Consider the following 11,829-nt stretch of genomic DNA (forward strand, 5'->3'; position numbering starts at 1 on the left):
CGGCCTCCTTCCGCCCGAATCCGGGCATAAGAAAAGCCACCACGGAAAACCGTGATGGCATAATGTGCTAAATGATCGGAGAGGATTGAGATGGTTGACGTCGTGCCGGATGTGGAAGCCTTCCCCTTGTACAAGGAACTAAGGCCGTATTGCGATGCCCTTGACGAGGAGCTGCTATGGGGTTTGGACACGGGCTTCGAGGCCGGCGAATACTACTACGCGCTGAGCTGGCTAATCGCCGACGTCCTCGAACACGGGATCGATGTGCCACGTAACGTGTTGCTTAGGGCCTATCGCGTGTTGATGGACGAGGACAGCACCGAATACCGGCCGGCACTCGAAGAGTATCTTCATCGGAGAAACGGGCGCTGACTATTCGCCCTCAGTATCCCTGACGTCTTTGAAGTCGCGATAGTACATGTTGCCGGGGCCTGCGGGTGCGAACGGTGCGCTGAAGAGACGTTCGGCCTTGCCGGTCTTCTTGTTCACGAACCATGCGCAGTCATCGTCCTGAACGAAATCAGGGGCCATGGGAACGGCATAGTATTCGTTATCCTCGCCGCCTTCGGGACTGGTGGGCATGCCGTGTTCGAGTTTTTCGACGATGAGACGTGCCTGATGGTAGCTGGTGACTTTATCGGTCATGTTGTCCTCCTTGACTCGGTGGCGTGGATTCGGCCCAGTTGTCGTACTCGCTGGAGTGCTGCCGCCATGCGGTATCGTCGCGGTGGGTTCGCTGGAGTTTCCACTCGCTCCAGCTTCGCACGGTGTCGGGATCACCTACCCATGGTTTCGCATAGGCGGGCGCGCCCTTGAAGCTCGGCCGGCCGCCTTCGAGCAGCGAGTCGGTCGGCTGCATGTCGTCCACGCGCAGGAACCTGAGTTCGCCGTCCTTGATGTCGTCGGGATAATAGTCGGGGATCTTGCCGTTGGAATACCCGTACTGCCGGTAATCGCCGGGCTGGTAGTCGTACATCCTTAGGGATTTCCAGCCGCTGGGCGTCTCGATGATCTCGGCGTTCCAGATATGGGCGCCGCCGTTCTTCCATGGGCCGGCGACGAAGAAGCGGGTGCCGGGCGGGTATTCGCGCATCGCCTTGAGCGTCGCCTCGTTGGAGTACTTCCGGGTGAACTTGCGGTGGTTGCCGTTCGAGTCCACCCACATGTCGGCGATGTTCCAGTAGTAGCCGTCGGCCGAGTTCCGGTGGTTGCCGACCGCCTGCACGTCATAGCCACGCAATCGCAGTTCTGCGGCCTGGACGACGCGCTGGCAGTTGATGCCCCACGGGTTCTTCGAGAAGTTCGGCTTGTACCCGTTGTCGAGTTTCTTCTTCATCCACATGTCCCATAGCGGGTTCACCTCGTCGTGGGTGATCTCCTTAAGGGACGTGCGCGGCTTCATGGTCTTCAGCGCGCGGATCTTCTCGCCGGCCACGCCCTTGCAGCTCTTCTTCGCACCGGCTTCGATGAGCTTGTGACCTTGGCCCACCTTGTCGGGGTGCATGTGGCGCATGAGGTATGCAAGCGAGTTGACGTTGTTCGGGTCGTACGGCCCGTAGAAGCTCTGCCCGCGCTTGGGCTCACGGTAGGGTGCGATGTTCGCGAGCCCGGCCTTCAGGTCGGCGGGTATGACGCCGGTCTCCAGCGCGCGGCGGGCGGTCTCGTAGATTCGCAGGTATTCGTCGGGGTCGTAGCCTTCGATGCGGTTGCTGTCCTTGCCCCATTCGGGGATGATCTCGCATTTGCAGTTGCCGCCGTGGAAGGTGGTGCCGAAGTCGGCCGTATCCTCTGACGCGTACACGTAGCCGCGGGATGCGAGCATGATGCAGAACGCGCATGGCTGGCGTCCGTTCGGCACACGCGCGTACCGGGGCTTGTGCGGATCCCGGCGCGCGTTGCTGCGGATGGTCTGGCGGCAGGGGTTCTTGATCTCCCGGTCCATGAGGTTGTTCAGGTAGCGCAGCAGTTCGTCCGGGTTCGCCTTCTTTTCCGGTGAATCCCAGAGGACTCCGGCCTTCCAGCGGATGAGTTTTCTGATGGCCTCGTCGTTGTTGGGGTTCTCGACTTCGGCGGTGAACGCGTCGTCGAAGTGTTTGGCGTACACGCGTTCGTACCAGTCGGCTGCGGCAGTGCTGGATGCGTCGGCGTGCTTGTGGATGATGGCCGGCACGAGGTCGAGCAGAATGTCGCGCTGCTGCGCCGTCGGCAAGCCGCTGATTTCCCACCACAGTTCGCCGAGGTCAAGCCTCGCGAGTCTGACCGCCTCCTGTTGGCTCGTCCTCAGCTGGTTGAGATCCTTGGTCGTCACCGGCATTGGCGCTCCTTAGGATCATGTCCAACGTGTCACGCCCACGGTCACGCGACTGCTCCGAACGCAGCGAGCGAATCTCGCCGCCATCCAAACCGAGCCGGCGCAATCCGACTTCGCTGGTCGCATAGGATTGGTTGACCTGGCTGATCTTCACATACGCGTCGGCGCGCGCCCCGTCGCTGATCTCACGGGTAGGTGCCCATGCGGGTCGTACCTGTTTCAACTCGTCTGGCGGCTCCGTGAGCCCGTCCCTGAGACACACGGCCATGCGCGCGAGCTTGGTCAGCTGCATACCGAAGAGACGGTTCTGCCTGTCGGCGCGACGGGTGAGCTTGCGCTCGGCCGCGGCCATCGCCTCCGCAGATGACGGATTGTCCAACGTGATGCCGAGCGAGTCCACGGGCAGATCCGTGTCCGAAGCGACCACCAGCGCTATGGTCTTGAGCATGTCGGAATGCGGCTGCATCGACGCCTGACTGATCTGCTGGAGCGTGGGGTTGTCGCCGTCCTCGTCCTTGCTGATCGCGTTGATCGCGGAAACGAGCGAACTCCACGTGTCGGCGCTGAACGCGTCCTCGTCCATGCCGAGGAACCACAGCTTCGGTACGGCGTAGAACTCCGCGCTGGCCTCCATGCGCACGAGTGTTCTGAAGCCCATGTCGGTCAACGCCATCACGGGCCGTGTGATGCGCGAGCAGCCCAGCGGCTTCGACAGTTGCGGGTCGCTGATGAGGGGCACCACCGTCGGCTCGGGCCAGTAGGTCTCGTACCGTTCGGCGGTCCAACTGCCGTACAGGTCACGGGTGACTTGGTAGACGACGCCGGGAAGGAACACGTTGAACGCGGTGATGCGCCCCTTGCTCGTGGCGTCGTTGATGGTCAGCGCCGCCGCAAGCCGGTTGCGCCGACCGTCCCATATCGCCGCGGACCATTCGGCCGAACGCGGCGTCACCAATAGCTCGCCGGTATCGGGGTCGCTCGTCAAAGTGAGGAACGCGCAGCCATGCGTGTAGGCGGATACCACGGTCTGCGGTATCGCCAGTTCAAGGGCGTTCATGTCGGTGAGCTCGTCAAGCCCGTAACCATCCGTGCCGTTGGGGTAGGTCCAGCCGTCGAACACGGTCAGATCGGCCAATGAGCGGACGGCCTTGGCGGGCCAGCCGATGCACGCGCTCACGTTCGCCTTGATGCGGTCGGGAATCGAGATGCCGAAGTCCTTGAATCCTTCCTTCGCGCCGTAGTAGCCGGTGCGGATAAGGTTGCGCGGATACCGTTGCCGCCACACCTTCATCAACGCCCTGACCGTCGGCATGTCATCGTCGGCGACCCCGTTGATGCGGCTGGCGCCGAACGAAGTGACGTCCAATGGCCGTTTCAATGCGCTGGAGAAGATGCCTTCATCGGCCATATGGTTCACCTCATTACCCGTTGCTTGCGTCCCGGTTTGCGCCGGGTGATCCACGCGCCCTGCGTGGCGACGGTCACGGCCACCAAGGGACTGATGTCTATGTCGTTGCCGGTCTTGTTCCATCCGAACGCGCCGCTTCGCCCGATGGGCCTCGTGGTCACGTTCGCCACCGCCTTGCCCAGCTGCGGCTGGTCGCTGTCAGGCAAGTGGCGCAGCATCCCGGCCTGTATCAGGTCGAGCATCCTTCCGCACGCCTGACCCATCTCGTTCGCGGTCACGATCTTCACCGGCACATGCCGCGCCTTCAGCTCCGGCAGCAACACCATCGCAGGTGATTGAGCGTCGATCGCCACGCACGCGGTCCGCGCCCACCGGGCCTTGATCCAATCCGCCGCCCAAGCCACGCCGTCACGATGCGTGTCACGGTATTCCGCCAGTTCCACGTGCGCGGAACCATCCGGGTACTTCATGCACGCGCCGATGGCGAGCGCCGAACGGTCGGGCGGCATATCCAAGCCGAACGACATCACGCCGCCATCCATACGTTCCGTGACTTCGCCCTGTTTCCATAGTTCGGGGTTGATGACGCTCAGCGTCGTGGTTTCATCCCAGATGCCCAGGCCTTCGCGGCGGAATGAATCTTCGCCGAGGTTCTTCCTCATGCGCAGGATCGCGGTCTCGCCGGTACGCGCAGGATAGGAGGGATTCGCACGCCGCCATTGCTCGCGATCCTCGGGGTCTGCGTCACGGTCGGCGCTGAACTCCACATACAAGGTGTCGTCGCTCTCGCCATGCAGCGCGTCATGTCTTCGTGAGCTGAAGACCTCGCTGGGATCGCTCGGTTTCGGCGGGGTGCCCATGTAGATGATGAGCGGATTACGGGCGGCATTGGTGGCGGGGATCATGTCGTCCAGCGCGCGTTCGGAGAGGATCTGCGCCTCGTCGAACACCTCGATGTCCACGTTGTCGAAGCCGCGTCCGAACCCGTTCTCACGTGCGCCGAAGAGAATGCGCGAACCGTTCGTGAAGGCGATTTCCTGCTGCCCGTTCGCGCGTCTCGGTTCACCGTCAACGTAGCGGGCTATCGCGGGCTTCTTCGTCAGCGCGCACATGAACTTGAACGTCTCGTCGCTCGTGCGGCTCCGGTGCGCGGTCCACAAGACCTTCAACGGGTAGTCGCTGAGGATGCACAGCATGACGATCATCGTGCCGATGGTGAATGTCTTGCCCACCTGACGGCAAATCGAGATGACCACGCCGCCGATGCCGGCCGCATACAGGCCGCTGCGCTGTTTGCCCAACATGCAGCGGCCGAGCCCGTCCTGCCAGTCGTCGTACTCGATGCCGCACAACCGGGCCTGAGCCTTCACCCGCGGCCAGCCGGTAGAGACAATGCCCTTGGGCAGGACCACGTGCCGGGCTACGTCAGACAGCCTCCTCGTCGAACTCGGCATCCTCGACCTCCACCGCAACCGACGGCTTTCCTTCGCCGTCCCGGCCCTCCAGCCGCTCGATCTCCCGACTCACCTCAAGCAGACGCCTAGAAAGCGCCGCCAAGTCTCGCGGCGGCGTATCCAAGTCGAACACCGCCTGCTCAAGCCGCTTCAACGTGCGACGCAGCAAAGTCAGGTATTCGTCGCCGGTCGTGGTGTCGTCTGCCATGGTCGACCTCCTCATGTGCTGCGAGAAAGACGGTTTGGGAAAAATTTTCGGGGAGAGCGCGGCGCTATGACACTGGGGTGCGCCCGGCGTTGGCCGGCAGGGTACCTACCCCATAGGCCGGGCAGCGGCGTCACCATGTCGAGGTGCGGAACGGCACTGAAGTCGCTTTGATGCCGGCGTCTCCTCGCACGGCTTGTCTTGCCCATTCGATGCTCTTGTTGCTTCTCAGCTCGTTGCATGCGCGATGTGCCAGCTTGCAGTTCCTGAACTCGTACGGACTTCCGCCTTTGGATACCGGCAGCAGCTCGTCCACCTCGGCGCTCCACGGATCCCGTGCGGGCAATGTCTTGTCAACGGGTTTGCCGCAGATGTGGCATGTGTCGTAGGCGGCGAGGACGCGTCTGCGTATGGCCCGCCGGCGAGCGCCGTTGGCGTACCGGGGGTTGCCTCGTGGCTTGCCCATGGATCTCCGATGTGTGGGGTTGTGGATATGAGGAACCCCCACGGTGAAAGGAGGAAAGCCCGTGGGGGTGAATGACCTTTGTGGGGTCGTAAGTCTGGGGTTGCCTCTCGTGCTTCGAGTGATTGGCAACACTATCATTTTTCCTGCGTTTAGCGTTTTTCACAACCGGCGTAGCGTGGTACTAGATATTGCGGCCGGTCTTGTAACGGGGTGTATCGGATGGTTTGCAGTATCCGTTTCGCTGTGAATCCCGCCGTTCGTCTTGGTTTCCTCTTCTTCTGTAACGCCGTAACGGGTGTAACGGGTATTCCTATGGGGCGTGATGTTGGTGTGGGGTGTATCGATGCCGTTATACGTGTTACGCCGTTACACCCTGTGTGGGAACGTTGCGGTTCCAACGGTTTAGGGTGTAACGGCGTATTCGGGTTGTGGCGTTTCGGTCAGATGTAGCCTTTGGCGCTCCATTCGGCGTTGATCTTCTTGCGGCCTTCTCCGAAGAGGTGGTCGAAGAGAGCGTCGCCGGCTTCCTTCTCGTCGAGCACGCCCATTTCGTATTCGTCGAGGATGAGGCGTGCCGAGTGATTCCTGTATCTCGATGGGCATATGGTAGGCGCCTTCCGCTCCGTCACTGATCTGCATGGAGACGTTGAAGATTTCGAGGTCGCCGATGCCGTCGGGCATGGTGCCGTCCGGGTAGGAGACGACGATGTCCGTGCTTTCCGAACCGTCGAGTTCGCTGATTCGGCAGATGCCGGTGCCGTCCGCTTCCTCGATGTATTCACCCATGGTCGGTTCGCCGTTCTGAACGAACCGGCACATCCTGATGTGGTCTTCCATGACCATTCCTTTCCTTGCTTTGGAATTGTAGGCGTTATGCCGCCTGTTCGTATTCCTTGGGGTCCTTCTTGACCTCGGTCTTATCCTTCGCCTTGGTCTTGTGGCTTTCCCATGCCTGACTGACGGCGTGTGCCACGTTGTCGAGTCGGTCGGGCCATAGGGCGGCGTAGGTGTCGAGGGTCATGGTGGCGGTGGCGTGGCCGAGTTGTTTCTGGAGGGTCTTGACGTCGGCTCCGTTGGCGATGGCGATGCTCGCGTACGTGTGGCGCAGCGAGTGGATGGTTACGCCTTCGTCTTCCATGCCGAGGGCCTTGATGGCCTTGGTCCAGACGCGGGTACGCCAGTTGCCGTCATCGATGGCGCCGCCGCGAGGGGCGCGGAACACGTAGTCGTCCTTCGCGCAACCGGCAATCTGCTGTTCGAGCAGCGGGATCAGGAAGTCGGGTATGGCGACGGTTCGGGCCTCGCCGTTCTTCGGGGTGCCGAGTTCCATCTTGCCGTCAAGGTTGCGCGTCCATGTGCGGCGGATTCTTGCGGTGCCCTTCTTGAGGTTGAGGTCCTGCACCTGCAATGCCAGCGCCTCGTTGATGCGGGTGCCTACGGCCGCCTGGAAGCGGACGAGCAGTCCGTCAACGTCACGGCCGACGGATGCGGCGGCATTGGCGAGCGCTTCCACCTCCTTGATGGCGAGGAACACCATGTCGTCGTCCTTGACGAAGGCCTTGGGAACCTTGACGGCGCGCGCCGGGTTGTCGAGGATCCATTTGTTCTCTACGGCGTGGTCGAGGATTCCGGCCATGACGACCTTGACGATGTTGCGGATGGTGCGTGCGGCCAGCGGCTTCGGCTGACGCTTGCCGGGCAGCTTGGCGGGATAGTTGCCCACGGCAAGTCCCTTGACCCATCGTTGTAGGTCTCCGCGCGTGATTTCGCGTAGCATCTTCTTGCCCCACATGGGTAGGATGTAGACGCGCAGCTCGCGCTTGTACCGCAGCAGTGTGCTGTCCTTCACGTCGATCTTGGTTTCCTCCCATGATTCGGCGACCTTGGAGAACAGCTTGTCGCCGCCGTCGGGGTCGATGTAGCGGCCGCGTCGCACATCGTCCTCAAGGGCTGCGGCGAACTCTTCGGCGTCGGTCAGCAGGTCGAACATCTTGCTTTTCTGGCGCCTGACGCCTTCATCGTCGATGACGAGCCACCGGACGCGCCAGCGTTTGCCGACGCCATAGCGGCTGGAACGCCATTTCTCCGGCACCTTCGCCTTGAAGGGGTCGCGGGCGCTTGCCAGTGCACGTGCGGCCGCCGTGCTGGGAGGGGTGCCGTCGGCGGAGTCCTTAAGCCAACGGTCGTCGATGATGACCCTTGCCATGTGGTTTATCCTTCCATTCGTATTCGCGCGGTGAACGCGTAGGTCTTGCCGTCCCGGCCATATGTGCCGACCACCACGTCGTCGCCGGAGAGTTCCCGGATGATGTCGTCGCGTACTGGCGCGAGGCCGTATTCCCTGCGTTCGTTTTCGTCGAAGAGCGTGTACCGCTCGAAGTGGCGCATCCACTCGTTCAGCACGTCGTCACCCGGCTCTTCCGCCTTCCACAGGTTCCGCGACCTGTTCTCCAGACCGGTTATCCGGTAGAAGATCTCCAACGGCTCCTGACTGCACGCCCTGGCCATCGCGATGACCTCGGATACCTTGGCCGGGGCCTTCTGGCCGATGCAGATGTCGCGTACGCGGTTGTACTTGACCTCTCCATCAGTGGCACGCTCGACTGCCGTGTACCCGTGGCCGAAGTGCTTGACCATGCGCTGCAGGACAGCATGTGAGGCAAATCCAGCCGGGGTTGAATCCACCGGTCCCATGTAGTCAGAACCGAGGATGCTCTCTATGAACTGTTCTATATAGTTTGAATTTCCCATGCAACAACCTTAACAGAGAAACGCCGCAAACGCTAAATTTCTTTAGCATACGCCACAAAAAGACTACAATCCCATTGCGTACACAACATGAAAGCTGGTAAACATATTCCATGAACAACGCAAAAGCAACGGAGCTCGCAGCCGAAGTAACCCACAGCCTTCACATCAAGGTCGCCATGACCAAGGGGATGACGATGACCTCGTTGGCGAAAGTCATGCACATCGACCGCAACACCGTGAAGAACCGGCTCGAATCCGGCGACGTCAGTCTCAAGACGTTCTTCGTGATCGCCGCCGAAGCCGGCTGTGATCCGCTTGCCCTCATCGCGGAGGCGATAGAAGTCGTAGGCCGCAGGGCCATCGAACCCAAGCCGACCGATAACCGCCCCAAAACCAACAGGCCCCAACCGTCAACTCGAATCAAGAAAGGAAACCATCATGGATCCCACCTCTCTCGCTAACCCCACCGTACTCTCGAAGACGGCGCATATCCAAAGCATGCTCGCGCTTCACGACGCCGTGGAGAACGACGAACGCCCCATCCTCGTGCACGTCACCGCACACCGCGAAGGCGACGAACCGCGCGACTTCGGCACCGTAGCCGTAGGAGAACGAGAGGTCAGGGTCACGGCCGAACTCGACAGCAGCGAGACCGAGATGGCGCTCGCCGGCATGATCCTGAGCATGTACGGCGATGTGCTCGTGCTCACCGCGGCTTCTGCGCTTGCAACGCATATCGATTGCGGAAGCAATGACGACACGCGTCCACATACCGGAACGTTCGCCTAGGCCGGCCAAGGCAAGGACGCCCATGACCAGCAACGACACCGGCAACGCCGCCGACGCCACGGAACCCCTCGCGGAACTCACCGCGAACCTCAAGCCGATGAACACGCCCATCGAAGTCGCCCAATGCAGCGGCATCAAGGTCGGCACCCTCGCCCGATGGCGGTCGATGGGCATCGGGCCACGGTTCGTCAAAATCGGCCGCACCGTCCACTACCCGAAGGAGGAGATCGTCAGATGCCTCAGCGAGAACATCTACCAGTCGGCCGGCGAAGCCCGCGAGGGAACACGCCATGAGGACCCGGAAGACCTTCGTCTACGACGACGAGACCAGCGACGACGAGTTCATCGCCGCGTGCCGCGCCGGACTGACACCGGTACAAGCGCACCCACCGGCCCCGAAAACCGGCATGACACCGGAGGAACGCAAGGAACGCGCCCGTGAACGGCAACGCGTCTGACGCCTCGATCCCGACATCCGCGAGCGCGAGCGCGCATACGCCCGCGACCACTACGAACGCAACCGGGCCAAGCGTCTCGCCCAGATGAAGGCGTATCAGGAACGCCAGCCCAAGAACCGCCCGCAACCCAAACGGAAGGAGGCCCGCGATGACGAGGACCCTACGGACGGCCCGCCAGGCCGGCGCCCTGATGGAGACCAAGACGGCCGAATACCTCAACTGGGCGCTCAATACCGACACCATCGAACGGCGACGCCCCAACGGCGTCAACGACCGCGGCGACCTGAGCGGCATCCGCTACCAAGGCCACCGCGTCGTCGTCGAATGCAAGAACACGTCGAAGATGAACGTGAGCAAGCACCTCAACGAAGCGGAAACGGAACGCGGCAACGACGACGCCCTGTTCGGCGTGGTCGTGCAGAAACGCCCCGGCATCGGCATCACCACCCGCGAAGGCCAAGGCCGGCAGCTCGTGATGATGACCCTCGCCACGTTCGCCCTCATCCTCAACGACGGGCTTCCGCTCGGCCCCGACCCGTCAAGGGAAGCCGAATGAGACGCTACTTGCCGCGCTGCCGCACCTGCGGCCCATTGAACAAGCCCACCGACGCCGACACCGCCTACCGACTCTGCCGGGAACACCGCCACGACAGACGCTCCCACTCCACCGGAGTGGTCCCCATCATCACCGAGGAAAGGAACCAGCCATGACCGACAAGTACACGGCGCTCGCCGAACAGGCCCGGCGCATCATCGACCTGCAAGCCGAGATCGACGCCCGCAAGACCGAGATCGACGGCATCAAGAACGAGATCATCGAGGCATGGCCGGCCGGCACCTACGAGGCCGGCGACCTCAAAGTGCAGGTCAAGGCCGGCAGCCAACGCATCGACGCGAAGGCGTTCGAGGCCAAATACCCCGCGGCCACGCATCCCACGTTCTACGACGTGAAGCCCAACCTCGCCAAGGCCCGCAAGGAACTCGGCGAACTGGCAGTCGCACCACTGCTCAAAAGGGACAAGCCGGGAGTCGTGGTCAAATGAGCGCCGCCGACGTGCTCGCCGTCCTCAACGGCACCCCGCCCGCGCCGAAACCCGACGACGGCGCATATCGGGGGCTTCGCGAGGAACCGACGTTGTGGCCGGAGATCCGCGAGATCATCGAGACCGACATCGCCACCGCGCCGCGCTCGCTGCAACGCGAGGTCGGCCCCAGCGAGCTCGGCACCGACTGCCTGCGCTGTCTCGGCGCGAAGCTCGCCGGGTGGAAGCAGGACAAGGCTGCGGCATGGCTGCCGTTCATCGGCACCTGCGTGCACCAGCGTTTCGAGAAGACGTTTGACGGTCTCAACAAGCAGGGCTTCGACCCCGACGTGAGGCATCGCCGTTTCGAGACCGAGAAGCGAGTGACGGTCGGCAGCATCCACGGGCTCGCCGGAGGGTATGACGTGCACGGATCCATCGACCTGTACGACCGTGAGAACAAGTGCACCGCTGACTGGAAGATCGTGGGCTCCACCACGTTGAAGACGGTCAAAGCGCACGGCCCCTCCCAAACCTACCTGTGCCAGGCCAGTCTCTACGGCATCGGTCTGGAGCACGAGGGCGAGCAGGTGGAGCGCATGTGCATCTACTTCCTGCCCCGCAATGGTCTGAGTCTCAAGGACACGCTGCCGGTGCAGATGCGTTTCGACCCGAAGCCCGGCCTATGGGCGTTGACCCGCGCGCAGCTCATGGTCACGTTCATGGACGTCATCGAGCAATCCGACGGCATCCAAGCACGTGACGCATGGATCCGCTCGCTGCCCAAGTCCACGGGCCATTGCTTCGACTGCGGCACATGGACGGTCGACCGGTCGAACGCCATCCCCGAACTCGCCAAGCCACCGGCGGAAGCGCCGGAACGGTGGGCGAAGCTCACGCCGCTCATCGAGGCCCGCTACCCGCAACGCGACGTCATCGAGAACACCGAACAAGAGAACAGTTAG

Annotated in this window: 16 protein-coding genes; 7 read left to right on the forward strand and 9 right to left on the reverse strand. The window is 62.3% G+C overall.

Translation table 11 applies throughout. The annotated features are described in order from the left end of the window. The first annotated feature begins 90 nt into the window (after nucleotides 1–90). Nucleotides 91–372: a hypothetical protein gene (locus BBIA_RS07390; RefSeq protein WP_051923890.1), complete on the forward strand. Its 282-nt coding sequence runs from the start codon at nucleotides 91–93 to the stop codon at nucleotides 370–372. On the opposite strand, the gene BBIA_RS07395 is transcribed toward BBIA_RS07390, so the two are convergent. The 9 genes from BBIA_RS07395 to BBIA_RS07430 all read right to left on the reverse strand — a co-directional run bounded on the left by BBIA_RS07395 (nucleotide 373) and on the right by BBIA_RS07430 (nucleotide 8,595). Continuing rightward, entirely contained in the window at nucleotides 373–645 is a 273-nt protein-coding gene (locus BBIA_RS07395) for a hypothetical protein (protein WP_033492266.1), read from the reverse strand. Beyond that, entirely contained in the window at nucleotides 635–2,314 is a 1,680-nt protein-coding gene (locus BBIA_RS13395; RefSeq protein ID WP_051923891.1) for a VG15 protein, read from the reverse strand. Before BBIA_RS13395 ends, BBIA_RS07395 begins: the two co-directional genes overlap by 11 nt. Further along, on the reverse strand, nucleotides 2,241–3,719 hold the full coding sequence (locus tag BBIA_RS07405; RefSeq protein WP_033492265.1) for a phage portal protein: 1,479 nt from the start codon (nucleotides 3,717–3,719) through the stop codon (nucleotides 2,241–2,243). Before BBIA_RS07405 ends, BBIA_RS13395 begins: the two co-directional genes overlap by 74 nt. Nucleotides 3,720–3,724: 5 nt before the next feature. Continuing rightward, nucleotides 3,725–5,173: a terminase gene (locus BBIA_RS07410; RefSeq protein ID WP_033492264.1), complete on the reverse strand. Its 1,449-nt coding sequence runs from the start codon at nucleotides 5,171–5,173 to the stop codon at nucleotides 3,725–3,727. After that, nucleotides 5,145–5,381, reverse strand: a complete 237-nt coding sequence (locus BBIA_RS07415; RefSeq protein ID WP_033492263.1) for a hypothetical protein — start codon at nucleotides 5,379–5,381, stop codon at nucleotides 5,145–5,147. Before BBIA_RS07415 ends, BBIA_RS07410 begins: the two co-directional genes overlap by 29 nt. Nucleotides 5,382–5,511: 130 nt before the next feature. Then, complete coding sequence (locus BBIA_RS07420) at nucleotides 5,512–5,982, reverse strand: HNH endonuclease (protein ID WP_338010486.1); 471 nt, start codon at nucleotides 5,980–5,982, stop codon at nucleotides 5,512–5,514. A gap of 264 nt (nucleotides 5,983–6,246) precedes the next feature. Further along, nucleotides 6,247–6,681 (reverse strand): hypothetical protein, encoded by a 435-nt coding sequence (locus BBIA_RS13840; protein ID WP_238548465.1) that lies wholly within the window; start codon nucleotides 6,679–6,681, stop codon nucleotides 6,247–6,249. A 34-nt stretch (nucleotides 6,682–6,715) separates the two neighbouring features. Then, nucleotides 6,716–8,050, reverse strand: coding sequence for a tyrosine-type recombinase/integrase (locus tag BBIA_RS13845; RefSeq protein WP_081892151.1), 1,335 nt, complete (start codon nucleotides 8,048–8,050; stop codon nucleotides 6,716–6,718). Nucleotides 8,051–8,055: 5 nt separating this feature from the next. Further along, the gene (locus BBIA_RS07430; protein WP_033492259.1) at nucleotides 8,056–8,595 is read right to left on the reverse strand and encodes a hypothetical protein; all 540 of its coding nucleotides are present in this window, start codon (nucleotides 8,593–8,595) and stop codon (nucleotides 8,056–8,058) included. Between the two features lie 110 nt (nucleotides 8,596–8,705). On the opposite strand from BBIA_RS07430, the gene BBIA_RS07435 reads away from it, so the two are divergent. The 6 genes from BBIA_RS07435 to BBIA_RS07460 all read left to right on the forward strand — a co-directional run bounded on the left by BBIA_RS07435 (nucleotide 8,706) and on the right by BBIA_RS07460 (nucleotide 11,829). After that, nucleotides 8,706–9,056, forward strand: a complete 351-nt coding sequence (locus BBIA_RS07435) for a helix-turn-helix domain-containing protein (protein ID WP_033492258.1) — start codon at nucleotides 8,706–8,708, stop codon at nucleotides 9,054–9,056. After that, entirely contained in the window at nucleotides 9,034–9,384 is a 351-nt protein-coding gene (locus BBIA_RS07440; protein ID WP_033492256.1) for a hypothetical protein, read from the forward strand. The genes BBIA_RS07435 and BBIA_RS07440 overlap by 23 nt, the downstream gene beginning before the upstream one ends. Before the next feature lie 22 nt (nucleotides 9,385–9,406). Then, nucleotides 9,407–9,826 carry a helix-turn-helix transcriptional regulator gene (locus BBIA_RS07445; RefSeq protein ID WP_033492245.1) on the forward strand — a complete coding sequence of 140 codons (420 nt, stop codon included), beginning with the start codon at nucleotides 9,407–9,409 and terminating at the stop codon, nucleotides 9,824–9,826. Between the two features lie 164 nt (nucleotides 9,827–9,990). Beyond that, complete coding sequence (locus tag BBIA_RS14900; protein ID WP_033492243.1) at nucleotides 9,991–10,398, forward strand: hypothetical protein; 408 nt, start codon at nucleotides 9,991–9,993, stop codon at nucleotides 10,396–10,398. A 151-nt stretch (nucleotides 10,399–10,549) separates the two neighbouring features. Next, nucleotides 10,550–10,885, forward strand: a complete 336-nt coding sequence (locus BBIA_RS07455; protein ID WP_051923892.1) for a hypothetical protein — start codon at nucleotides 10,550–10,552, stop codon at nucleotides 10,883–10,885. Next, a complete protein-coding gene (locus BBIA_RS07460) occupies nucleotides 10,882–11,829 on the forward strand; it encodes a hypothetical protein (RefSeq protein WP_081892153.1) in 948 nt (315 codons plus the stop codon). Before BBIA_RS07455 ends, BBIA_RS07460 begins: the two co-directional genes overlap by 4 nt.

Origin of the sequence: Bifidobacterium biavatii DSM 23969 (genome assembly GCF_000741165.1) — a bacterium.
Classification (GTDB): Bacteria; Actinomycetota; Actinomycetes; order Actinomycetales; family Bifidobacteriaceae; genus Bifidobacterium; species Bifidobacterium biavatii.